Source organism: Candidatus Rhodobacter oscarellae, from assembly GCF_001078595.1.
Lineage (GTDB): Bacteria > Pseudomonadota > Alphaproteobacteria > Rhodobacterales > Rhodobacteraceae > Rhodobacter_B > Rhodobacter_B oscarellae.
This window is the reverse complement of the sequence record NZ_LFTY01000002.1, coordinates 2,510,631-2,533,419: the sequence shown is the minus strand read 5'-3', so window position 1 is coordinate 2,533,419 and position 22,789 is coordinate 2,510,631. Positions and strand designations below refer to the sequence as shown.

The following is a 22,789-nucleotide window of genomic DNA, read 5'->3' as shown; positions in this document are numbered from 1 at the left end:
GGGTGGGCAATTTGCCCACCTACGCGTTTAGGTGGGCAAATTGCCCACCCTACGGAGGGATCAATGACCGAACAAAGCCCCAACGACGTCTTCCATGCCTCCAGCTTTATGCAGGGGCACAACGCCGAGTATCTCGAGCAGCTCTATGCGCGCTACGCCGGCGACCCCAACGCCGTGGACGAGGCCTGGGCGAGCTTCTTCCGCCAGATGGGCGACGACGAGATCTCTGTAAAGCGCGACGCCGAGGGGCCAAGCTGGGCCCGCGCCGACTGGCCGCCCGCCCCGAATGACGAGCTGACCGCGGCCATGGACGGGCAATGGGCCGCCGAGCCGGAGGCCGCGGGCAAGAAGATCAAGGCCAAGGCAACCGAGGCCAAGGTCGAGGTCAGCGACGAGCAGATCAAGCGCGCCGTCCTGGACAGCATGCGCGCGCTGATGCTGATCCGCGCCTACCGCATCCGCGGCCACCTGGTGGCGGATCTCGACCCGCTGGGCATGCGCGACGCGACGCCCCATCCCGAGCTGGAGCCGAAATCCTACGGCTTCACCGATGCCGATTGGGACCGGCCCATATTCCTGGACAAGGTGCTGGGGCTGGAATTCGCAAACCTGCGCGAGATCCTGGCCATCGTGAAGCGGACCTATTGCGGCACCTTCGCGCTGCAGTACATGCACATCTCCAACCCCGAGGAGGCCTCGTGGCTGAAGGAGCGCATCGAGGGCTTCGGTAAGGAGATCCAGTTCACCCGCGAGGGCCGCAAGGCGATCCTGCGCAAGCTGGTCGAGGCCGAGGGGTTCGAGAAGTTCCTGCATGTGAAATACACCGGCACCAAGCGCTTTGGCCTGGACGGCGGCGAGAGCCTGGTGCCCGCGATGGAGCAGATCATCAAGCGCGGCGGCTCGCTGGGCGTGACCGACATCGTGATCGGGATGCCGCACCGGGGGCGCCTGAGCGTGCTGGCCAACGTGATGCAGAAGCCCTACCGCGCGATCTTCAACGAGTTCCAGGGCGGGTCCTTCAAGCCCGAGGACGTGGACGGCTCGGGCGACGTGAAGTACCACCTGGGCGCCAGCCATGACCGCGAGTTCGACGGCAACAACGTGCACCTGTCGCTGACGGCGAACCCCTCGCACCTGGAGGCGGTGAACCCGGTGGTGATCGGCAAGGTCCGCGCCAAACAGGACCAGAACAACGACGCCACGCGCTCGACGGTGATGCCGATCCTGCTGCATGGCGACGCGGCCTTTGCGGGGCAGGGGGTCGTGGCGGAATGCTTTGGCCTGTCCGGCCTGCGCGGGCACAAGACCGGCGGCACGGTGCATATCGTGGTCAACAACCAGATCGGCTTCACCACGGCGCCGCATTTCAGCCGCTCCTCGCCCTATCCCACCGACGTGGCGCTGATGGTCGAGGCGCCGGTCTTCCACGTGAACGGCGACGACCCCGAGGCGGTGGTGCATGCCGCCCGCGTGGCCACCGAGTTCCGCCAGAAGTTCGGCAAGGACGTGGTGATCGACATCTTCTGCTACCGCCGGTTCGGGCATAACGAGGGCGACGAGCCCATGTTCACCAACCCGAACATGTATAACCGCATCAAAAAGCACCGCACCACGCTCAGCCTCTACACCGAGCGCCTGGTCAAGGACGGGCTGATCCCCGAGGGCGAGATCGAGGACATGAAGGCGCAGTTCCAGGCCTACCTGAACGAAGAGTTCGAGGTCGGGCGGAACTACAAGCCCAACAAGGCCGACTGGCTGGACGGGCGCTGGTCGGACATGGACAAGGCCAGCGAGGATTACCAGCGCGGCAAGACCGCGATCGGCGAGGACACGATGGCCGAGGTCGGCGCGGCGCTGACCCGCCTGCCCGAGGGCTACCCGGTGCATCGCACCGTGCAGCGCATCCTGGACGCCAAGAAGGTGATGTTCGAGGCCGGTAAGGGCTTTGACTGGGCCACGGCCGAGGCGCTGGCCTTTGGGTCGCTGCTGACCGAGGGGCTTCCGGTGCGCCTGGCGGGCCAGGACAGCACCCGGGGCACGTTCAGCCAGCGGCATTCGGGCATCGTGGATCAGAACGCCGAGGGGCGCTATTACCCGCTGAATAACATCCGCGCGGGACAGGCGCAGTACGAGGTGATCGACTCGATGCTGTCCGAATACGCGGTGCTTGGGTTCGAATATGGCTATTCGCTGGCCGAGCCCAACGCGCTGGTGCTGTGGGAGGCGCAGTTCGGCGATTTCGCCAACGGTGCGCAGATCATGTTCGATCAGTTCATCTCGTCGGGCGAATCGAAGTGGCTGCGCATGTCGGGGCTGGTCTGCCTCTTGCCGCACGGGTTCGAGGGGCAGGGGCCCGAGCACAGCTCGGCCCGGCTGGAGCGCTTCCTGCAGATGTGCGGCGGCGACAACTGGATCGTGGCGAATTGCACGACGCCCGCGAACTACTTCCACATCCTGCGCCGCCAGATGCACCGCAGCTACCGCAAGCCGCTGATCCTGATGACGCCAAAGTCGCTGCTGCGGCACAAGATGTGCATCTCCGAGGCCGCGGATTTCACCACCGGGTCAAGCTTTCACCGCGTGCTGTGGGACGACGCGCAGCACGGCAACTCCGACACCCAGCTGGTGGCGGACGACAAGATCAAGCGCGTGGTGATGTGCTCGGGCAAGGTCTATTTCGACCTGCTGGAGAAGCGCGACGCCGAGGGCATCGACGACGTCTACCTGATGCGGGTCGAGCAGTTCTACCCGTTCCCGGCGCTGTCGATGGTCAAGGAGCTGGACCGCTTCAAGCAGGCCGAGATGGTCTGGTGCCAGGAAGAGCCCAAGAACCAGGGCGCCTGGAGCTTTATCGAGCCCAATATCGAGTGGGTTCTGACCCGCATTAAGGCGGCGCATTCGCGGCCCGAATACGCCGGCCGCACCGCCTCTGCCTCGCCCGCCACGGGCCTGGCCAGCCAGCACAAAGCCCAACAAGAAGCGCTCGTGAACGCGGCGCTCGGTATCGAAGGATAAGTGAACATGTCTACCGAAGTCCGTGTGCCCACCCTGGGCGAGAGCGTCACGGAGGCCACCGTGGCCACCTGGTTCAAGAAGCCCGGCGATGCCGTGGCGGTGGATGAGATGCTGTGCGAGCTGGAGACCGATAAGGTCACCGTCGAAGTGCCCTCGCCGGTGGCCGGTACCCTGGGCGAGATCATCGCCGCCGAGGGAGAGACCGTTGGCGTCGACGCTTTGCTGGCGACCATTGCCGAGGGCGCGGCGGCGGCGGCCTCCTCGGCACCCGCGTCCGAGGCGCCCGCCGCGTCGGGCGGCGAGACGATTGACGTGATGGTCCCGACCCTGGGCGAAAGCGTCACCGAGGCCACGGTGGCGAGCTGGTTCAAGGCGGTGGGAGAGAGCTTTGCCGCGGACGAGATGCTGTGCGAGCTGGAGACCGACAAGGTCTCGGTCGAGGTCCCAGCCCCGGCGGCGGGCACGCTGACAGAGATCCTGGCCGCCGAGGGCGCCACCGTCGAGGCCAATGGCAAGCTGGCGGTGATGACCACCGGCGCCGGGGCGGCAGCGCCCGCGGCCAAGCCCGGCGAGGACGCCCTTCAGGACGGAACAGCGGCCGCGTCCAAGGACGTCGAAGACGCGCCATCGGCCAAAAAGATGATGGCCGAGCACGGCATCAAGGCCGCGGATGTCCAGGGCTCTGGCAAGGATGGCCGCGTGATGAAAGAGGACGTGCAGAAGGTGCTGGCCCAGCCCGCGCCCGCCGCCGCGGCCCCCGCGCCGGCGGCTCAAGCGCCCCGCGCGCCCGTCGCCGCCGAGGACGCCGCCCGCGAGGAGCGCGTCAAGATGACCCGCCTGCGCCAGACCATCGCGCGCCGCCTCAAGGACGCGCAGAACACCGCCGCCATGCTGACCACCTATAACGAGGTGGACATGGGCGCGGTGATGGATCTGCGCAAGGAATACAAGGACCTCTTCGAGAAGAAGCACGGCACCAAGCTGGGCTTTATGTCCTTCTTCACCAAGGCCTGCTGCCACGCGCTCAAAGAGGTGCCCGAGGTCAATGCCGAGATCGACGGCACTGATGTGGTCTATAAGAACTTCGTGCATATGGGCGTGGCAGTGGGCACGCCGAACGGGCTGGTGGTGCCGGTGGTGCGCGACGCCGACCAGATGGGTTTTGCCGCGATCGAGAAGAAGATCGCCGAGATGGGCCTGCGCGCCCGTGACGGCAAGCTGTCGATGGCCGAGATGCAGGGCGGCACGTTCACGATCTCCAATGGCGGGGTCTATGGCTCGCTCATGAGCTCGCCGATCCTGAACCCGCCGCAATCGGGCATCCTGGGCATGCACAAGATCCAGCAGCGGCCCATGGTGGTCGACGGCCAGATCGTGGCCCGCCCGATGATGTACCTCGCGCTCAGCTATGACCACCGGATCGTCGACGGCAAGGGCGCGGTGACCTTCCTGGTGCGGGTGAAAGAGGCGCTGGAGGATCCGCGCCGCCTGCTGATGGATCTGTAGGATGGGCATGTTGCCCATCCATCTGAAAGGGGTGGTGGGTTAATAACCCACCCTACGAAAGATATGACCCCCGAGCTCACAGCCCTCACCCTTGCCGCGCTCCTGCAAGTCGGCCAGTTCTTCTTGATGGCCGTGCCCACGAATGTGGAGCTTGCGCCCGGCAAGACACTCAGCCCGCGGGATCGCGACCGGCTGGGCGGGGACATCCAGGATCAGGTCAGCGCGCGCACCGCGCGGCTGATCCGCGCCTGGGAGAACCATTTTGAGAGCCTCGCGCTCTTCACCATCGCCGTGCTGGTGATCTCGCTCAGCGACCAATCCACCGGCTTCACCGCCGCCTGCGCCTGGGTCTACCTCGCCGCGCGGGTCGCCTATATCCCGGCCTATGCCTTCGGCCTGGTGCCCTGGCGCAGCCTGATCTGGTTCGCCGGGTTTGGCGCGACCGCGCTCATGCTGCTGGCGGCGCTGCTATGACCCGCGCCTGCCCGACAGTTTGCCATACGTTTGTCCGACAAAAGTCCGACGCAAATCCGACACCCGAATTCGCCCAAGGAGTACCCCCATGTCCGCCTATGATGTGATCGTAATTGGTAGTGGCCCCGGCGGCTATGTCTGCGCCATTCGCTGCGCCCAGCTGGGGCTGAAGACCGCCTGCGTGGAGGGGCGAGAGACCCTCGGCGGGACCTGCCTGAACGTGGGCTGCATCCCGTCCAAGGCGCTGTTGCATGCCAGCCACCAGCTGCACGAGGCAGAGCATAACTTTGCCAAGATGGGGCTGAAGGGCAAGAGCCCGAGCGTCGATTGGAAGCAGATGCTGGCCTATAAGGACGACGTGATCGGGCAGAACACCAAGGGCATCGAATTTCTGTTTAAAAAGAACAAGGTGGACTGGTTGAAGGGCTGGGGCTCGATCCCCGCGGCCGGCCAGGTGACGGTGGGGGAAGAGACCCATACGGCCAAGGCCATCGTGATCGCCAGCGGCTCGGACAGCAGCACAATCCCCGGCGTGGAGATCGACGAGAAGGTGGTGGTCAGCTCCACCGGCGCGCTGGAGCTTAACAAGGTTCCCAAGAGCCTGGTGGTGATCGGCGCGGGCGTGATCGGGCTCGAGATGGGCTCGGTCTACGCGCGGCTTGGCTCAGAGGTCACGGTGGTTGAATTTTTGGACGCGGTGTGCCCCGGCATGGACGGCGAGACCGCCAAGGTCTTCCAAAGAACGCTGAAAAAACAGGGGCTTAAGTTCGTCATGGGCGCCGCCGTGCAGAAGGTGGACGCGACAAAGACCAAGGCCAAGGTGACCTATAAGCTGCGCAAGGACGATAGCGAGCACGTGCTTGACGCCGACACGGTGCTGGTCTCCACCGGGCGCAAGCCCTTTACGGATGGGCTGGGGCTAGACGCGCTGGGCGTGAAAACGACCGAGCGCGGCGTGATCGAAACGGACGCGCATTATGCCACCAATATCAAGGGCGTATACGCCATCGGCGACTGTATCTCTGGGCCGATGCTGGCGCATAAGGCCGAGGACGAGGGCATGGCCGTGGCCGAGATCCTCGCGGGGCAGGCGGGGCATGTGAACTATGGCGTGATCCCCGGTGTGGTCTATACGCACCCCGAGGTCGCCAGCGTGGGCGAGACCGAGGAAACGCTGAAAGAACAAGGGCGTAGCTATAAGGTCGGCAAGTTTTCCTTCATGGGCAACGGGCGCGCCAAGGCGGTGCATGCGGGTGACGGCTTCGTCAAGATCCTGGCCGATCAGGAGACCGACCGCGTGCTGGGTGCGCATATCATCGGGCCGATGGCGGGGGACCTGATCCACGAGATCTGCGTGGGCATGGAGTTCGGCGCGGCAGCCGAGGACATTGCGCGCACCTGCCATGCGCACCCGACCTTCAGCGAAGCGGTGCGCGAAGCGGCACTGGCCTGCGGCGATGGCGCCGTCCACTCGTAAGGTCATAAGGGCCTGGGCCCGCACCTACGACCCCGCGCTCGCCGTCGAGGCGGGCGCCCGGGTTGAGGTGACCCATGAGGACGACCAATGGCCGGGCTGGTGGTGGTGCATCGACGCGGGCGGTCAGGGCGGGTGGCTACCTGCGGACCTGATCTCGCCCGCGCAACCCGGGCGCTCGGTGATCCTGCGCGCGATGGACACGCGGGAACTTACTGTGATTGCGGGTGAATGCGTGCGGGCCTACCAGTCCGAGCGAGGCTGGACGATGTGTGAGAACGACTTGGGCGCGCGTGGCTGGGTGCCGGATGAGGCGTTGGCGCCGCCGCCGTCGCGTGCTGGGGCTGGGACGGATTGACGCGGGCCGTGGATCTTCACGATCACTTAACTGAATTGTGCGACAGATAATTATGGGCGGGCACGGCCCCCGTGCGCCAAATCGCCCCCGACTCAGGCTTAGGCCACAAGCATTCGCAGCCCCTGGGTGACATCCGTGCGCACCGCCAGCCGCAGCCCCGGCTCGTCGCCGGCGCGCAGCGCGGCCACGATCATGCGGTGATGCGGCGGCACCTCTGTGCGGTTCAGGCGCCCGTATAGCTTGCGCATCGTCGGCCCCAGCTGCAGCCAAATGGTCTCGGCCATGGCCAGCATCGCGGGCGCCTGGGCGCGCAGGTAGAGCGTGCGGTGGAACTCCAGGTTGGTGCGGATATAGCTAACGGGGTCCTTCTTGGCGACGGCCTCGGCGACGCTGGTGTTGATCGCCTGCAACCGCTCGATCAGAGCGTTATGCGCGCGTGATAGCGCGCGGCTGGCGAGTTCGGGCTCGATAAGGGCGCGCAGCGCGGCCAGCTCCTCGATGCGCTCGCCAGACAGCTCGGGCGTGGATATCCGCCCCGAGGTGGACAGCGTCAGCGCGCCCTCGGCGGCCAGCCGCCGGGCGGCCTCGCGCGCGGGGGTCATCGAGACGTCGAACTGCGCACCGATGCCGCGCAATGTCAGGGCGGTGCCGGGCTGCATCTCGCCATGCATGATCGCGCTGCGCAAAGTGCGATAGACTCGGTCATGCGCGGGCGCGGCGGTGTCACTGGGGCGGGACTGAATAAGCATGGGCCAACGTCGCCCGAAAACGCAGCTGGCGTCAATCGCCGAAGCGATAGCGATGCAGCCGGCCGCCGTGGACGCGCAGCCAGTCGCGTTGTTCCTGATAGTTCGGGAATACCGAGGCGACTACGGCCCAATAGGCTGCAGAGTGGTTCATCTCGATAAGATGGGCGACCTCGTGGGCGGCGACATAGTCCAGGACCTCGGGCGGGGCCATCACCAGGCGCCATGAGAACATCAGGTTGCCGCTTGCCGCGCAGCTGCCCCAGCGCGACCGCGTGTCGCGCAGGGTTATCTTGCCATGGGTGACGCCAAGTTTCTTGGCGTAAAAGGCGCAGGCCCCCGCAAGACGGGTCTTGGCCTCGAGCCGCAGGAAGGCCTTTACGCGGGCGGCGGCCATACCCGCGGCCATGGGCACCAGCATGCGCTCGCCTTCGACGCGGGCAGAGCGCCCCGGCGCGGCAACAAGGGGCAACTCGCGGCCCTCGAACATCACATGCCCGCCAAGCGCGACGTCCTGGGGCGCGGTCTGCTGGGCCAAGTGCTTGCGGATCCAGGGTTCTTTCTGGCGCGCAAAGTCCAGCGCCTCGCGGTCCGGCACGCGCTTGGGCACCGATAAGGTCACGCGCCCGTCCAGGGCGGAGACGCGCAACGTGATGCGCCGCGCGCGGGCGGAGCGGCGCAGGATAAGCTCAATCGGGGGCTCCCCGGGCAAGGTCGCGTGGGCCATGGCAGGACGTCCGTTTAAGGTGTCGTTTCCCTAGCCCCTTGCGCCGCGCAAGGGCACCCCCTAAATGACACCGCACCGGGGCCATAAAGCCTTTGACACCGCGCGCAGCCTGTGGCACTGGACGCCATTCCAGATAACGCGCCTTACCACTAAGGGGAAACACGGATGCCCAAGGAAGAATGGGGAACCAAGCGGCTTTGCCCAACCACCGGCAAGCGCTTCTATGACCTGAACCGCGACCCGATCGTCAGCCCCTACACGGGCGAGGTGATTAACCTGGATTCGGGCAACAAGTCACGCGTCGCCATCGCCCAAAAGGCGGAGAAGAAGCCCGAGGACGAACTGGTGGAAGACGCCGCCGACGTCCTGGAAGAGGACGACGGCGCGGATGTCGACATCGATGACGACCTGCTTGAGGACGACGATGACGACAACGTCCCGCTCGAGGAGATCGCGGACGTGCCCGCGGATGACGACGATCACTAATCTGGGGAATTTACCCTTGATCTCGTGATCCGAGTTCCATATGACCACCGGGCGGTTCAAGACCGCCCACAAAGATGGGGCCTTAGCTCAGTTGGGAGAGCGCTTGCATGGCATGCAAGAGGTCAGGGGTTCGACTCCCCTAGGCTCCACCATTCCAGAACTTTCGCAAAAAAGAATTGCCTAAGACCTTGAACGGTAAGGTCATACTTGCGGTTCGCTTTCCCTTCTTGCGCCGGTGGGCGAACGGGCCTGCAAAGCCAGCCAGAGCTCCGATTTGTAAGGTCGCTAGCCCTGTCAGGCTTTGTTCAACTCGCGCCACTTGGTGGCATTCCTTCTTTATGCACGCGCCCGCCATCAAAATTTGCGACAGGTCCGGCACGAAGGCGCCCACCCGGTCACGCGGCGCGTCTCGGGCTTCCCAAAACCCGACGCCGCCATGATCAGATGCACCGGTGTGTTCATCTTGCCGGCTTCCCCTGCGCCCTGGTCCAGGCTAATCACCGCAAGATAGGGCGAGAGGTGCCGGATGGCCAAAACAATCATGATCCAGGGCGCCGGCTCGAATGTCGGCAAGTCGATGATCGTCGCGGGGCTGGCCCGCGCGCTGACCCATCGCGGGCTCTCGGTGGCGCCGTTCAAGCCGCAGAACATGTCCAACAACGCCGCCGTGACGGTCGACGGGGGCGAGATCGGGCGGGCCCAGGCGCTGCAGGCCCGCGCGGCGGGGCGCGATCCGGTTGTGGATATGAACCCGGTGCTGCTCAAGCCCGAGACCGACATAGGCGCGCAGGTCGTGGTGCAGGGCAAACGCCTGACCACCTGCAAGGCGCGCGACTATGCGCGGTTGAAGCCACGCCTTATGCCCCGCGTTCTGGAGAGCTTTCACCGCCTGGCGGGCACGGCGGATGTGGTCCTGGTCGAGGGTGCGGGCTCTCCCGCCGAGATCAACCTTCGCGCCGGTGACATCGCCAATATGGGTTTTGCCGAGGCCGCGCAGGTGCCGGTCGTCCTGGTGGGCGATATCGACCGGGGCGGCGTCATCGCGCAGCTTGTCGGCACCCACGCCATCCTGCCGCCAGAGGATCGCGACAGGATTGTCGCCTTTGCCATCAACAAGTTCCGCGGCGATGCCTCGCTGTTTGACGACGGGCTGGCAGAGATCGCCACGCGCACCGGCTGGGCCTCGCTGGGGGTGCTGCCCTGGTTCGCGGAGGCCTGGCGCTTGCCCGCAGAGGACGTGATGGACATCGCCAGCACCAAGGGCGGCCCGATCAAGATCGCCGTGCCGCGGCTCGGCCGGATAGCGAATTTCGACGACCTGGACCCGCTGGCCTCCGAGCCGAACGTGTCCTTAGAGATCATCGAGCCTGGCCGCCCCCTACCAGGCGATGCGGCGCTGGTGCTGATCCCTGGCTCGAAATCCACCATCGGCGACCTGCAAGACTTTCGCGCGCAGGGCTGGGATGTCGATCTGGCGGCGCATGTGCGGCGCGGTGGGCACGTGCTGGGCGTCTGCGGCGGCTATCAGATGCTGGGGCGCGAGATCGCCGACCCGGACGGGATCGAGGGCCATCCCGGCACCCATCCCGGCCTCGGGCTGCTGGATGTGGCCACCCAGATGCATCCGCGCAAGACGCTGAGCTATACCGAGGCGACCTACCTGCCCACCGGCGCCCCCGTCACTGGGTATGAGATTCATATCGGCAGCACACAGGGGCCGGACTGCGCCCGCGCGTGGCTTGAGGTTGACGGCCGCTCCGTGGGCGCGGCGCGCCCGGACCAGCGGGTGCGCGGGTGCTACCTGCACGGGCTGTTTGCCTCCGATGACTTCCGGCAGCAATTCCTGGCCGAGCTTGGCGCCCCCGCCAGCGGCTACGCGCATGACGCAAGCGTCGAGGCGGCACTGGACAGCCTTGCCGCACATATCGAGGCCAATATGGATGTTGACGCGCTGATCGCCGGGGCCGCGGAAATCCGGGGCTAGGGTTGTAAGGCTCTAGGGCTCTAGGTCACGCACCGCCATGGCGCGCTGGATCTCGCGGCGCACAAGGCGGCGCACATTGCGCGTGATGCGTTCGCCAAGCACGCCTTGCAGCTCCTCGCGCACGATTTCCGAGACAACGTCGCGCAGCGCATCCTCGTCTATCGTTGCGAAATCGTCGGCCAGCAGATTCTCATCGTCGGCGTCAATCTCGGCACTTTCGGGTGCGGCATCGTCGTGCAATTCATGATCCGGCGCATCGGCCTGCGCCTCGACGCTCTCGTCCTGCGGCGCTGGATCCGTCCCGGTGTCCTCCAGATCAACCGCATGGGCGTGATCGTCAGAGGCGTCCTCGGCCCACATCGCCACCGTCTCTGCAACAGTGTCGTCGCTGTGATCTTCGGGGACCTCGAACACAGGCTCTACCGCCGCGGTGACTTCGGGCGCCTCGTCTTCTTCGACAAGCGGTTTCGGGGTGCCGAGATCCTCGTGCATGTCGTGTTCCGAGGCATCACCGTCTTCATGCTCTTCGGCTGCCATGTCCGGGGCCTCGGCCTCGGCGGCGGCTTCAGAGTTGCTGTCTTCCGGGGCTTCCGGCAGCACGATGTTAAGGACGTCCTCTATCGCGGTGACATCGGCATCGCCCGCCGCTTCATCACCCGGCGCGCCGTCCTCGGCCAGCAAGTCTAGGTCCTCGCTTAGAGACCGGGTCTCGTCATCACTGCCATCCTCGCTGCCGTCGGGCTCCCAGTCTTGCGTTGTCTGCTGGATCGCGGTTTCCAGTTCGGCGATGCGCGCCTCGAGGGACATGTCCACCGGGTCGGACAGATCTGCAGTCGACTCGGGATTCGGTTCGTTGGCAGGCTCTTGCGTGTCGGTCTCGTCAAGGTCCGCGGTCGGCTCGGCGGGGCTGTGCGCGAGTTTCGCGTCCGACCATTCTTGCGTGGCCTCATAGGCCGCAAGCCCCTCTTCGGGCGCGGCCTCGTCGTCAGCAGGCTGGGCCGTGTCTTCAGCGACAGGTTCCGCGCCTGCGTCCGAATGCAGTGGATCGGCCAGGAGAACGGGATCGGGCGCGTCATCGTTTTCCTGGTGTTCGGCGAGTACGGGTTCGGCGGCGTCCTCTATGTCTTCGGATGCGGGAACCTCTTGTTCGGCATGTTCCGCGTGATCCTCTTGTGCCCCCTCCGGCTCTTGTTCGTCCTCAGCGCCCGAAGCGTGCTCGGAATGCTCATCCGACACCGGCCCATCTTCGAGGTCGGGCACACGAAACGCGGGGGTAAGCACCAGCCGCTCGACCTTATCGTCAGGCTGCGCCTCGCTCTTGGGGCGGGCCTGGGGCTCATCCGAAACAAGGCGCCGAATCGAAGACAGCACGTCTTCGATCTCGGTATTGCTGGCTGGATCAGACATACTCGGCCCTCAAAATTTTATACTTTTGTGATGATCTTAATCGTTCGGGCCGCTTCGCACAACTGCGGCCGAAAGATATGGTGACTAACGCTTTAACGCGTCCAGTACACGGTCCAGCGCGCGGCCCTGCCGGCTGATCACGCGGGCGGGGTCGTGGCGGGTGGCGTAGTTATAATACTCCACCGGGTCGTAGGTCGGGATGCCGAGGCCCAGATGCTCTACCGTCAGCACGCCCATCGCCGAGAACAGCGTGTAGAGCGACACATATTGCTGCACCTCTGCGCTGATCAAATTCGAGCGGGCGTCCAGCAGGTCCTGCTCGGCGTTCAGCACGTCCAGCGTGGTGCGCGACCCGAACTTTGCCTCTTCGCGCACCCCGTCAAAGGCAACGCGGGCGGCGCGGACCTCGCGGCGTGCGGCCTCGGTGCGCGCGGCGGAGACGGACAGGTTGGCCCAGGCGGTGCCCACATTCTGCTTAACGGTGACCACGGTTTGCAGCAGCCCAGCGCGGGCGGCGTCACGGTTCGCCACCGCCTGGCGCTTGGCAGAGCGGCGCGCGCCCCCGGCATAGAGCGTCTGCGAAAGCTCCAACGTGACGGAGGAGCTGCTAGAGAGCCCCTCGGCCACCGTGTGCCCGGCGGTCGCGCCAAGCGTCGGCCCCATCGCGGCGCCTGCGCGCTTGATCGAAAGCTCCGCCGCGTTCACGTTGCGCTGCGCCTCATCAATGGACGGGTGGTTTCTGGCGGCGAAGGCTTTCGCCGCAGCCAGCGTGCGCGACTTCATCGGCGGGTTGGTGGGCCAGCGCAGGTTGCCAGGATAGCGCCCCACCACCGCGTTGTAATTCTCTCTCGCGACCTCAAGGTCGCCCTGCGCGGCGGCCAGGTTGCCGCGGGAAGAGGCCAGGCGCGCCTCGGCGATCGAGACATCCGTTCGCGTGACCTCGCCGACCTCGAAACGATCCCGTGCGGCGCGCAGCTCTTGCGTGATCAGGCGCACATTGCTTTGGCTAAGCGACACGAACTGCGCGGCGCGGATCATCTCCATATAGGCCTGGACGGCGTTCAGCAGCACCTGCTGCTCAGCCTGGACCAGCGCCGAGCGGACCCCAAGCACCGTCTCTTTGGCGGCATCCACCGCGTAGCGCGTCCGACCGTTGTCATAAAGCGTCAGCGTGGCGTTCAGCGAGGCGGTTGAGGTCCAATTGCTGGTCGCCACCGGCGAAAGGGACGGCGCGTTAAAGCTGGAGCGGCCAACGAAGGTGATGACCGGCAGCAGGCTGGCCGCAGCCTGCGCCACATCCTCGTCTGCGGCGCGCAGGAGCGCGCGCTGCTGGTCCAGCAGGTTGCTGGCGCGAAACGCCGAGATGAACGCGTCTGTGAGGCTTTCGGCCCGCGCCTCGATCGGGGCCCAGATTGCGGACGCGACAACCGCGAACGCCACACCTTTTATCCAGCCAGTCTTCATGTCGCACCGCCTCAGCCACTCTCGCGTAGAGTGTGGCGTAGATTATCCACAGGTTAAAGCTGAAACGCGGCCGCCTTGCGAAATCCGTCAAGAATTTCCGCAGATGCATTAAATGAGTCACGCCATGTCATGCCAGTGTCACTCTTCCAGCCGATCCGGCAGGTGCCCAGCGCGCCGTCCATAAAGATCGCGGCGATCCGGCCGCCGCTCTTGGTCTGCTCCACTAGCGTGTCGGGGATCTGCTCCACCGCGCCCTGAAGCACGACCACATCATAGGGCCCGTGCTTTGGCGCGCCATCGGCCAGCGCGCCGGTGACCACCGCCACGTTGTCGGCATGGGTCTCGCCCAGGATCGTCTCGGCCTCGCCCGCGAGGCTCTCGTCCTCCTCCAAGGCGACCACGGCCTCGGCCAGGCGCGCGATAACGGCGGCCGAGTAGCCAAGGCCGGTGCCGATATCCAGCACCAGTTCGTCGGGCTGGATGTCGAGCGCGTCCAGCATCTTGGCGAATGTGCGCGGCTCCAGAAGGCTGCGCCCATGGCCCAGCTCAACCGGGCCGTCCATATAGGCGGTGCTGCGCGCCGCGTCGGGCACGAAGTCCTCGCGCCGGACGGTCAGCATGGCGTCAATGATCGGGAATTTGGTCACATCCGAGGGCCGAATCTGCGTGTCGACCATCATCGTGCGCTGGACCGTGCTGTCTGCCATGATGCGCCCCTTCGTTGAACTGCACTCACTGCCGCGCCTCTTGGCATATCACCGGCGCTGGCGCAACGCCATCTCGCGCCGAGCCAATAGCACAGGCATCCTACGAAATCGTTGCCAATGGCGCTGGACAACGTTGCCAAAACGGACAATAACCCCGCGGGCGGACGCACGGCGCGCGGCCCGCAACACCACGGATGGCGAGTTGGCGGAGTGGTGACGCAGCGGATTGCAAATCCGTGTACACCGGTTCGATTCCGGTACTCGCCTCCATTGCACTTTTTCCCGTTTTATCCCAATAATATAGGCACTTGGAGTATTCCAAGGAGGATGCTTTGGAGGATATGAGTGCCCGACTACCCCGCCACAACGCTGGCCAAGAACAAAGACAAATACTACGTTCTGCTGACGATCCCCGCCGAGCTTCGCCAACACTTCAACGGGCGCAAGCAGCTCAAGCGCTCCACTGGCACCAGTGAATTGGCCGACGCGAGGCGGAGGCAGCACAACATTTCGTCGGACCTCTACGCCCAACTTGACGCCTGCAAGCCTGATCTACGGGATTTGATCAGCGATCACTTGGGCTGGATCGGCGACGCTGCCGAAATTAAGCGCCTTTAAGATAACGGCGACCTCGAAGGGATTATCATGTCCCACAAATATGCCGAGGACACGCACGATCCAGAAGCAGACCCGGACGACAGCTGCATTGAACTGGCCCATGCAGGCGGTGAGAGGGCGCTTGTCGCCTATCGGGAATGGAAGGCGCAGGAGACACGCAGAACCACGGACAGCCACGCTGTGAGCGTCTCCAGTGCGTCTAGGCAGTATCTGGAGACCCAGCCCTACAAGAATTTCAAGACGTCGCGTGAATGCGAACACGCACTGGAACAGTTCCGGGCATTTACCGGGGAAATCACACTCAGCGACATCACCGCCGTAATGGTCCATGATTTCGCCGAGGTGATCGGCAAGGACAAAAGCAAGAAGCTTATCAGCAAGAAGCTGGGGTATGTGCGGCGGATGGTCGACTATGCCGTGCGCAAAGGCTGGGTGCCGGTCAATGTCTTCGCAGGCATCAAGCTCGACAAGAACCTCGGGACCGAAAAACAGAGCTATCTCCCCCTGACAGACGACGAGCTTGCAATGCTGTTTGGAATGGACATGCCAGTCCATCTGCGCCGGTTGCTTTCCATTCTGGTCACGACAGGCATGAGGCTCGACGAAGCCGCCCTACTGAGCTGGGATGACGTGAAGCACGACAAGGCGCAGGACGTGACCTATTTCGACCTGACCGCCTCCCTCGTAAAGAACAAAGGCTCAGAGCGCCGTGTGCCGGTTCACTCAGCCCTGTCATGGATTGCCGCAGGGCGGACGGGCCAGATGTTCCCCGAGTTCCCCAGAGATCGCGACGGAAAAACCCAGTCTGCCTCTTCCAAGGCGCTGATGCCGCTGATCCGCAGGGTGTCTCGCGAGAAGAGCAAGGCGGTGCATTCCCTGCGCGGCAACTTCAAGGACATGCTGCGTGACGCCGGAGTGAGCAAGGAAATCAACGATTTCATCACTGGGCATAGCTCAGGCGACGTTGCCGGGAACTACGGCAATGGCCCAAGCCTGCATGTGCGAAAAGAAGCGATAGAGCGGTTGGTGTTCCCGTTTCTTTGACGGGCCATCATTGAGCCTGCGCATGAGCAACAACACTCAAGTGCCCCCACTCTAACATCGCCGTGGGTGATATTCGCTATCCTGCCGTGGCGCCTATGTGATCGACGAGAGCGGGCTGAATAAACTGGCCATGCGCTCCGACAAACCGCAGGCCCACGCATTCCAAGACTGGGTAACCCGCGAGGTGATCCCGTCGATCCGCAAGACGGACGGGTATTCGGTGGCAGCGGCGCGGAACGAACTGCGGCTGCGCCAGTACCGCCTGCGAGGCTTCCGACAGCGAGCCTGGGCACAAGACGAGAAGCGAACGGAGAACAGATCATCCCCTAATTTAAATCAGGGTTGGCCTGCACACTCTTGGCTTTGCGCACCCAGCAGTCTCAATCGCTTGAGCAAGCCTGAGTATCTTGCATTCCGCCACAGGGCGACGGGTGTAGCGCTCCCGGCTCTCTGCAAGAACGGCAGCTACTCCATGGCGAGAAGAAGGTGATCACCGGGGGGATAGGCCAGGAGGGGCGCAACCTCAGCGCTGGACAAGGCCAACGCGACAGAAAACGGCTGCTGTGCCCAGCCCATAGGTGCCACCATTAAACGCCATAGGTTCCACCATTGCAAAACCCCCACTGTTATTTTCGCGAAAATTGAAACAGCAGCTCTGTTTTTCGTTTTTTCGAGGCGAGGCAGTCGGGGTGTTTTTCACAACAGGAGAAAGCGCAAACGCAGCCGAAGCCTCCCAAGAGAGCGCTTGGGTATGCAGCCTCAGGCTATGCAATTTGCATAGGCGGGCGGTCTTTCTCTTCAACGCGACACCTGCAAAATCGAAAGAAACCCATGACACAACAATCCCCGACACGGAAACTCGTGCGCCTTAATCAGATCACCACACGGCCTGACGTTTTTCAGTTCAGACACCTCGACCTGTGCCCGCATCATGTCAGCGATCTGGCCGCTGTCCTGAAAAACGGAACCACGCTCGACCCCATGACGATCTGGTGCGATCCTAAGAGCCGCGACTTGGTCGTGCTGGACGGTCATCACAGAGCCGCAGCCTACCGTCAGGCCCAGTGGCCCCACGACATTCCAGTGATCGTGCATAGCTGCGACATCAATGCGGCACGGCTGATGGCGCTGCGCGAGAATGGCAAGACGCGCCTGCCAATGAAGGACGAGGAAAAGCGGGACGCAGCTTGGGTGCTCGTTCGGATAGACCTCAAGGAATACAGCAAAAAGATCATCGTCACGGTCACGGGGGTCAGCGACGGGACCGTCGGCAATATGCGCAGGACGCGCAGGAGGCTGTTGGAAAGCAACCCAGATGCGGCGCTGCCGGAAAGCTGGGCCGAGGCCATGGCGGCATTGAAGGGCCGCGAAGACCGGGAATACACTGAGGAGGAGAGAGAGCAGATGATCGCAATGAAGGTGGCAAAACTGGATGAGCAGATCGGCAAGCTGCTGGGCGACATGGCCTCGCGGCAGGTTGAGGCGGCTTGCGAGGTTGTCGCCAAGCGTTTGGGGCGACAGGGGCTGCGCCATCTGGTGGAGCACTTTGCTGGCGACATCCTCGACGAGATGACCGATCCGTACGGGCTGCACGAGCTGAATGACGTGTCATCTGATGACGAGGAAGACGCCTTGCAGCCTGAGGCCGAACTGCACTGACCCCGGAGCTTTTTGGGGTCACAAATCTGAGCGCCTGATAACGATGCAGGCGTGACGCCGCTTCCCCCCATCGCTTGTTTGCGGGCACCGCCCCTCAGAAATGAGAGGTGGGGGGCTGGTCGGTATCGCGCAAAGCTCAGCCCAGCGTCGCGGCGGTGACCTTTTGGGGTATACTTCAGCGCGACAGGTTGGCGGTACAGTCCGAGTGCGCTTTTAGGGTTGTTCTGGGGATTCCGGTACGTTACGCGATCAGGGTCTAGACCCAAAAGGAGCAGTTCTGACCATGCCCACCTACGGATACGCCCGCGTCTCAACCACCGACCAAGACCTGACCATTCAGCGAGAGGCGTTGTTGGGGGCAGGCTGTGAGGTCATCCGCGAGGAGAAGGTCAGCGGCACCAGCCGACAGGGTCGCGAGGAGCTGGCGACGCTCTTGGAGTTCCTGCGCGAGGGCGACACGCTGGTGGTCACACGGCTGGACCGCCTCGCCCGCTCCTTGGACGATCTGTCGGGCATCGTGCGCGAGCTGGAAGCCAAGGGCGTGGCGCTGAAGGCCACCGAACAACCGGTGGACACGGGCAGCGCGGCGGGCAAGGCGTTCTTCCAGATGCTGGGCGTCTTCGCCGAGTTCGAAACCAACCTGCGCCGGGAACGGCAGATGGAGGGGATCGCCAAGGCCAAGGCGGCGGGCGTCTACAAGGGGCGCAGGGCGTCCATCGATGTGGACGAGGTCAAGCGCCTGCGGGACGAGGAAAGTCTCGGAGCTACTCAGATCTCCCGCAAGCTCGGGATCGCGAGGACGTCGGTGTATCGGGTGTTGGAGAGGTTCTAGCGTTGTTCTGAGTGATGTATTTGTATTGCGGGATGAGCACGTGACACGGCCATGGTGCGCAGAACGCGGAGTTTACAAGGGCTAGAGAGCGGCCCTAAGAAGACATTCTCCCAGTTGGTGGACGCCGCATTGCAGCTTCACCGAACCGGACATTCGCCGCGTGTGCAAAGTCAATACATTGCCCTAGTTCGGCAATGCGAACATAACTGGCATTCACAGAATAAAGTTGGACGAAATCGTCCTAAATGCTGTCATTGCCTCCCCAGGAAGCGTTTAAACGCCTGGAAGGGAGACAATATTTTGCAACACGTCGCTACAGCCGCGTTTTTATTAATTTACAACTTCGAATCCGTCGGCGACTGCTTTGGCGGCCAATTGCGTCCGGGAAGCGACGTCAAGTTTCTCGTAAATGTGGGACAAGTGAACTTTGACAGTGCCGCGAGCGATAAACATTCGCTCTGCAATTTGTGGGTTTGACAACCCCGCTGTGGTGAGGCTGACGACCCGCCGTTCAGTTGGGGTCAAACTGTCCCATCCGGTTAACGGGCGAGCGCGTTTGCCGCGCATGCGAGACATTAAGCCGATGATTTCTTCTAGGTCTGCGTTCTTTGCCTTAGATTGCATTTTCTCTAGGTTGCTGATTCCCAAAAGGTTTTCCAGCGCATATGATTGGCTTGAACGCCTGGCCAATTCCACCGAGCTCCGTTCAAGTTGAATTTCCAACCGGGCTTGATCCACAAATGTCAGAATACGCGCTGCATCCTCGCCTTTTTCTTTGGCAATCAAGACGGAACTGATTGCCTCCATTGTGCGTAACAGTCCGGGCAATAAGGCGGCGTCTCTCTGGATTTCCAAAGCCTGGTGCAATCTGCCCTCCGCCGCGCCAAGGTCGCCCTTTGCCAGGCTCAGCTGTCCCCGAAAAAAGAAATTAAGCCCACTCAAAAGGGGATTGTCCAAAGATGCGGCCAATTCTTCTGCCTCGTCCAGAAGCGCATTTGCTTCGTCGAGTTTACCAAGCGCAATGTGCGCTGACGCATTTGCCAAAGCCAACTGTGCCGCCCAAACGGGGATACCTGCCGATTTCAGGTCTTCGGTATGATCACCGATCATTTCAATGGTGGCTTGCGGATTACCGGCACCGACTTCTATCAACCCCAATTGAAACATAGTTTCGGGAACCGCCAGAAAGGTGCCTGTGGCCGTCGCCGTCTGCATCATGTCTTGCATTTCCCGTCGAGCCTCATCGACCCATCCATTGTCCGCCTTGAGCGCCGCTGACCAAGCCTTCGCAAAGCCACCGGTTGCCGGATCGCCAACGTAGCTCGCGCTTTCTATCGAAATATCGAGCGAATCTCTTGCGGCGCTGAAGTCACCGGCGTCACGCGCAAAGTATCCTTTGAGCGCACTCCCCCAGGCGCGCAAATATCGACTTTCAGTTTCGTCAGCCAACAAAAGAAGGTTCTGGATCGTTTCGCTGCCACCAGCAACATGATGCGAAAACAAATAGACAACGGTGATCATTTTGATCCCGTGGGTTTCCGCCCAGCCGTCGTTGATCTGTCGTCCCAATTCGATACAGCGGCTCAACGATTCCCTTGCGCCTTTCGGGTCGGATACCGCTTGAGCGAAGCCTATGATGTCCAGCGCTCGGGACTCTGTCCAAGGGTCGTCGATCTCCCGCGCCAATTCAAGGGCTCTCATCGCTCTGGGAAAGGCCAGATCCATACGGCCACCGTAGGCAGATACATGAGATGCACCCCAATAGGCTCGGGCAACCAGAACATCTGGAGCCCTTGTTCGCGCGAGGGACGTGTCAAACCATCGCATTCCATGCTGATGCTGGCCCCAAATCTCATAGTAACCTGTTAAAGCCGTCAGCAATCTCAAAAGCGCACTTGGATCGCTCAGGCTTTCAGCAAAAATCAACGCATCTTCAAGGTTGTCAAATTCGGTTTGAATCTGGGCCATCAATATCGGACCATCACCCAGTATTAGATGCTCCGCCCGGAATTCGGAAAAGTCGATGAAATGAGCGAGATGCGCTGACCGCGCGGGCAACACTTCTCCATTCTCAACAAGTTGTTCCAAAAGATATTCACGCACGGTTTCAAGGAACCGATAGCGGCGCTGTGGCCCCGACCTGTCGACCTGAACAATCGACATTTCGACAAGGCGTTGAAGTTGGTCAAGCGGCGCGGTTCCACCGCCGATTGCTGTAGCCGCTTCAAGTGTAAACCCACGAAGAACGCTTAGTCGGCGCGCCATCGCCTTTTCTTCTGGCGACATCAGATCATAGCTCCAAACCACAGATGCGCGCAACGACCGGCTGCGGGCGGATGCATCGCGGACGCCGCCGTTCAAAAGATCAAATCGCCTATCCAATCCGGCAAGGATTTGTTCAGGATCCATCATCGGAGACCGTGCCGCGGCGAGTTCTATCGCCAGTGGCACGCAATCCAGTTGTTTAACGATAGTTCGAATTACGGTGCTCTCTGAGTAGCCATTGCTGAATACACCGCCGGATTGAAGACCCCGCTCGTAGAACAAGTTTTCCCCGTCATCGATGCTTAGGGGCGGTATTTGGCTGACAAGCTCTCCTCTTATACGCAGCGGTTCCCTACTGGTTGCGACTATCTTTACGTGAGGTGAGTTGGCCAAGACAGCCGCTGAAAAATCTGCACTGCCAGCCAGGACTTGTTCACAATTGTCCAGCACCAGCAGAATCGAACGGTTTTCAAGTTGGCGTGCAATTGTTTGGGACAGAGCTGTGCCCGCCTCTTCCAATATCCCCAACACGCGCGAAACTGCGCCCGCAACCCCACTGTCACGCAGAACACCCGTCAAGTCGATGAACCAAACACCGTGCTCGAACGATCCAAGTAATGCGCGTCCAGCCTTTATGGCCAGACGGGTTTTTCCGTTGCCACCTGGTCCGGTCAACGTGATCAGCCGGTTCTCTAATATCTGCATTTGCAGGTCCGCCACTGCAGCATCGCGTCCCAAAAGCGACGAAACCTCCAGCGGTAAATTGGTGTTTGCTTTCAAGATTGTCTCTGATTTTGATCACACAATACGAAAAAAGCGGTGGTTTAGGAAAAAATATCATCCGGCATATGCCACCTGGCAGATGTTCCATGATTCCCGAGGCCTTAAACCCGAACTCATGAAGAAGTTCGGGACAACCTCGAATGCCAAAAAGGAGTAAGGAATATGACAATCCAAAATAGAGCCCGCGAATTTTTTGAAGCCTGTGAAACCGGACAAGGATGGGATGCGTGTAAGCAATATTGCACCAATGAAGCGACGTTCGCGTGCCAATCGGATGCTCTAGCCGACACCAAAACGGTGGAAGGCTATTCGAACTGGATGCAAGGCCTTTTTACACCTTTGCCCGATGGTCATTATGAACTCAAAGGTTTCGCCGCCGATGAGGATCGGCAAACAGTGCTTGCCTTTGCGGTTTTTCATGGCACGCACACCGGTGAAGGCGGTCCTGTTCCGCCAACCGGCAAGAAGATCGCCGCAGATTACGTTTACGCAATGAAATTTGCGGACGGCAAAATTCGGCACCTGACCAAAGTCTGGAATGACGCGATCACGATGCGTCAAGGCGGTTGGGCATAATACCATCTGAACAAGCGGCTTCCCTAGCGGGGGGCCGAGACTCCAAGTTGGTGTTACCGAAAACGAGAAAACATGGGGCCCGCTGATAAGATGGGAAACGACTCGTTTCAGGACGAAATCCGAATAGCGCAGTGTGTGCAGGCGCAACTGAACACACCGACCCTAATGCTTGGGCTTGCGGTCAGTTCGGGGATTATCGGTTTCTATATTGGTCGGCACTGCAACCAGTCACGCAATTTTCCCCTTGGCACTTTCCGTTCTAATACTGATCCTCCCCCTAAGAATTTGGTTCCGACTGCGCGCTAAACAGCGCCCACAATTGGTTGGCCACCATAGAATTCGGACACTCGAGAATTTCACCCATCGGATTGGTGCTGTGAGGGCCACGATCGTTTTCCTTATCATGTCTGAACTTATGCCAACGAATAGGCGATCAACCTTTCCCTATCTTGATCGGCCCTGAGCTGATCTTGGGCGCCCGGTCCGAATGCTGCGGCCGCAGCCAGCATTGCGGTTCTCTGTTTGCGGCTGTGTCAAGTTGATTGGGTCGCGTGTCCGCCGGGGTCGTGGTTCTCTTCGAAGTCGGTCGTGCCGCTTCATGATGGCGTTCGGGGTTGATCGTCCAAAATGTCATTCACGAGGTTGGTCTTCGTTTGACCACCGC

The 22,789-nt window shown here is 62.1% G+C and carries 19 protein-coding genes and 2 tRNA genes; 15 read left to right on the top strand and 6 right to left on the bottom strand.

The genetic code is table 11. From position 1 onward, the window contains the following. The first annotated feature begins 63 nt into the window (after positions 1-63). The 5 genes from AIOL_RS16880 to AIOL_RS16860 all read left to right on the top strand — a co-directional run bounded on the left by AIOL_RS16880 (position 64) and on the right by AIOL_RS16860 (position 6,827). Entirely contained in the window at positions 64-3,015 is a 2,952-nt protein-coding gene (locus AIOL_RS16880; RefSeq protein ID WP_049644058.1) for a 2-oxoglutarate dehydrogenase E1 component, read from the top strand. A gap of 6 nt (positions 3,016-3,021) precedes the next feature. Next, entirely contained in the window at positions 3,022-4,521 is a 1,500-nt protein-coding gene (odhB, locus tag AIOL_RS16875) for a 2-oxoglutarate dehydrogenase complex dihydrolipoyllysine-residue succinyltransferase (RefSeq protein ID WP_049645507.1), read from the top strand. Between the two features lie 63 nt (positions 4,522-4,584). Continuing rightward, positions 4,585-4,995: an MAPEG family protein gene (locus AIOL_RS16870; protein ID WP_049644057.1), complete on the top strand. Its 411-nt coding sequence runs from the start codon at positions 4,585-4,587 to the stop codon at positions 4,993-4,995. An 88-nt stretch (positions 4,996-5,083) separates the two neighbouring features. Continuing rightward, positions 5,084-6,472, top strand: coding sequence for a dihydrolipoyl dehydrogenase (lpdA, locus tag AIOL_RS16865; RefSeq protein WP_049644056.1), 1,389 nt, complete (start codon positions 5,084-5,086; stop codon positions 6,470-6,472). After that, entirely contained in the window at positions 6,453-6,827 is a 375-nt protein-coding gene (locus tag AIOL_RS16860; protein WP_049644055.1) for an SH3 domain-containing protein, read from the top strand. Before lpdA ends, AIOL_RS16860 begins: the two co-directional genes overlap by 20 nt. Positions 6,828-6,925: 98 nt before the next feature. Here AIOL_RS16860 and AIOL_RS16855 read toward each other — a convergent pair whose 3' ends face one another. Beyond that, entirely contained in the window at positions 6,926-7,576 is a 651-nt protein-coding gene (locus AIOL_RS16855) for a GntR family transcriptional regulator (RefSeq protein ID WP_049644054.1), read from the bottom strand. A 31-nt stretch (positions 7,577-7,607) separates the two neighbouring features. Continuing rightward, positions 7,608-8,300, bottom strand: a complete 693-nt coding sequence (locus AIOL_RS16850; RefSeq protein WP_049644053.1) for a M48 family metallopeptidase — start codon at positions 8,298-8,300, stop codon at positions 7,608-7,610. 165 nt (positions 8,301-8,465) lie between these two features. Between AIOL_RS16850 and AIOL_RS16845 the strand changes: the two genes are divergently transcribed. The 3 genes from AIOL_RS16845 to AIOL_RS16835 all read left to right on the top strand — a co-directional run bounded on the left by AIOL_RS16845 (position 8,466) and on the right by AIOL_RS16835 (position 10,770). Continuing rightward, positions 8,466-8,786, top strand: coding sequence for a TIGR02300 family protein (locus AIOL_RS16845; RefSeq protein ID WP_049644052.1), 321 nt, complete (start codon positions 8,466-8,468; stop codon positions 8,784-8,786). A 76-nt stretch (positions 8,787-8,862) separates the two neighbouring features. Continuing rightward, positions 8,863-8,938 (top strand) — tRNA-Ala (locus tag AIOL_RS16840). Between the two features lie 374 nt (positions 8,939-9,312). Next, positions 9,313-10,770: a cobyric acid synthase gene (locus AIOL_RS16835; RefSeq protein ID WP_049644051.1), complete on the top strand. Its 1,458-nt coding sequence runs from the start codon at positions 9,313-9,315 to the stop codon at positions 10,768-10,770. A 12-nt stretch (positions 10,771-10,782) separates the two neighbouring features. On the opposite strand, the gene AIOL_RS16830 is transcribed toward AIOL_RS16835, so the two are convergent. The 3 genes from AIOL_RS16830 to AIOL_RS16820 all read right to left on the bottom strand — a co-directional run bounded on the left by AIOL_RS16830 (position 10,783) and on the right by AIOL_RS16820 (position 14,348). Continuing rightward, on the bottom strand, positions 10,783-12,177 hold the full coding sequence (locus tag AIOL_RS16830) for a hypothetical protein (RefSeq protein ID WP_049644050.1): 1,395 nt from the start codon (positions 12,175-12,177) through the stop codon (positions 10,783-10,785). An 84-nt stretch (positions 12,178-12,261) separates the two neighbouring features. Next, positions 12,262-13,641, bottom strand: a complete 1,380-nt coding sequence (locus AIOL_RS16825; protein ID WP_049644049.1) for a TolC family outer membrane protein — start codon at positions 13,639-13,641, stop codon at positions 12,262-12,264. Positions 13,642-13,694: 53 nt separating this feature from the next. Then, positions 13,695-14,348, bottom strand: coding sequence for a protein-L-isoaspartate O-methyltransferase family protein (locus AIOL_RS16820; protein ID WP_049644048.1), 654 nt, complete (start codon positions 14,346-14,348; stop codon positions 13,695-13,697). 196 nt (positions 14,349-14,544) lie between these two features. Between AIOL_RS16820 and AIOL_RS16815 the strand changes: the two genes are divergently transcribed. From AIOL_RS16815 to AIOL_RS16790, 6 genes are all read left to right on the top strand, one after another. Further along, positions 14,545-14,618 (top strand) — tRNA-Cys (locus AIOL_RS16815). Positions 14,619-14,693: 75 nt separating this feature from the next. Then, positions 14,694-14,966, top strand: a complete 273-nt coding sequence (locus AIOL_RS16810) for a DUF6538 domain-containing protein (RefSeq protein WP_049644047.1) — start codon at positions 14,694-14,696, stop codon at positions 14,964-14,966. A 27-nt stretch (positions 14,967-14,993) separates the two neighbouring features. Then, positions 14,994-16,010, top strand: a complete 1,017-nt coding sequence (locus AIOL_RS16805; RefSeq protein ID WP_152912565.1) for a phage integrase SAM-like domain-containing protein — start codon at positions 14,994-14,996, stop codon at positions 16,008-16,010. A gap of 97 nt (positions 16,011-16,107) precedes the next feature. Then, a complete protein-coding gene (locus tag AIOL_RS26170) occupies positions 16,108-16,500 on the top strand; it encodes a BRO-N domain-containing protein (protein WP_268760218.1) in 393 nt (130 codons plus the stop codon). 341 nt (positions 16,501-16,841) lie between these two features. Further along, entirely contained in the window at positions 16,842-17,669 is an 828-nt protein-coding gene (locus AIOL_RS16795; RefSeq protein ID WP_082152646.1) for a ParB N-terminal domain-containing protein, read from the top strand. A gap of 283 nt (positions 17,670-17,952) precedes the next feature. Further along, complete coding sequence (locus AIOL_RS16790) at positions 17,953-18,501, top strand: recombinase family protein (RefSeq protein ID WP_049644043.1); 549 nt, start codon at positions 17,953-17,955, stop codon at positions 18,499-18,501. Between the two features lie 330 nt (positions 18,502-18,831). On the opposite strand, the gene AIOL_RS26245 is transcribed toward AIOL_RS16790, so the two are convergent. After that, a complete protein-coding gene (locus AIOL_RS26245; protein ID WP_152912564.1) occupies positions 18,832-21,546 on the bottom strand; it encodes a helix-turn-helix transcriptional regulator in 2,715 nt (904 codons plus the stop codon). 165 nt (positions 21,547-21,711) lie between these two features. On the opposite strand from AIOL_RS26245, the gene AIOL_RS16780 reads away from it, so the two are divergent. Beyond that, positions 21,712-22,125 (top strand): ester cyclase, encoded by a 414-nt coding sequence (locus AIOL_RS16780; protein ID WP_049644041.1) that lies wholly within the window; start codon positions 21,712-21,714, stop codon positions 22,123-22,125. The last annotated feature ends 664 nt before the right edge of the window (positions 22,126-22,789 follow it).

Bases quoted from the DNA above. Each gene is read 5' to 3' on its own strand.
- AIOL_RS16880 (WP_049644058.1), top strand. From the start codon at position 64: ATGACCGAACAAAGCCCCAACGACGTCTTCCATGCCTCCAGCTTTATG.
- odhB (WP_049645507.1), top strand. From the start codon at position 3,022: ATGTCTACCGAAGTCCGTGTGCCCACCCTGGGCGAGAGCGTCACGGAG.
- AIOL_RS16870 (WP_049644057.1), top strand. From the start codon at position 4,585: ATGACCCCCGAGCTCACAGCCCTCACCCTTGCCGCGCTCCTGCAAGTC.
- lpdA (WP_049644056.1), top strand. From the start codon at position 5,084: ATGTCCGCCTATGATGTGATCGTAATTGGTAGTGGCCCCGGCGGCTAT.
- AIOL_RS16860 (WP_049644055.1), top strand. From the start codon at position 6,453: ATGGCGCCGTCCACTCGTAAGGTCATAAGGGCCTGGGCCCGCACCTAC.
- AIOL_RS16855 (WP_049644054.1), bottom strand. From the start codon at position 7,576: ATGCTTATTCAGTCCCGCCCCAGTGACACCGCCGCGCCCGCGCATGAC.
- AIOL_RS16850 (WP_049644053.1), bottom strand. From the start codon at position 8,300: ATGGCCCACGCGACCTTGCCCGGGGAGCCCCCGATTGAGCTTATCCTG.
- AIOL_RS16845 (WP_049644052.1), top strand. From the start codon at position 8,466: ATGCCCAAGGAAGAATGGGGAACCAAGCGGCTTTGCCCAACCACCGGC.
- AIOL_RS16835 (WP_049644051.1), top strand. From the start codon at position 9,313: ATGGCCAAAACAATCATGATCCAGGGCGCCGGCTCGAATGTCGGCAAG.
- AIOL_RS16830 (WP_049644050.1), bottom strand. From the start codon at position 12,177: ATGTCTGATCCAGCCAGCAATACCGAGATCGAAGACGTGCTGTCTTCG.
- AIOL_RS16825 (WP_049644049.1), bottom strand. From the start codon at position 13,641: ATGAAGACTGGCTGGATAAAAGGTGTGGCGTTCGCGGTTGTCGCGTCC.
- AIOL_RS16820 (WP_049644048.1), bottom strand. From the start codon at position 14,348: ATGGCAGACAGCACGGTCCAGCGCACGATGATGGTCGACACGCAGATT.
- AIOL_RS16805 (WP_152912565.1), top strand. From the start codon at position 14,994: ATGTCCCACAAATATGCCGAGGACACGCACGATCCAGAAGCAGACCCG.
- AIOL_RS16795 (WP_082152646.1), top strand. From the start codon at position 16,842: ATGACACAACAATCCCCGACACGGAAACTCGTGCGCCTTAATCAGATC.
- AIOL_RS16790 (WP_049644043.1), top strand. From the start codon at position 17,953: ATGCCCACCTACGGATACGCCCGCGTCTCAACCACCGACCAAGACCTG.
- AIOL_RS16780 (WP_049644041.1), top strand. From the start codon at position 21,712: ATGACAATCCAAAATAGAGCCCGCGAATTTTTTGAAGCCTGTGAAACC.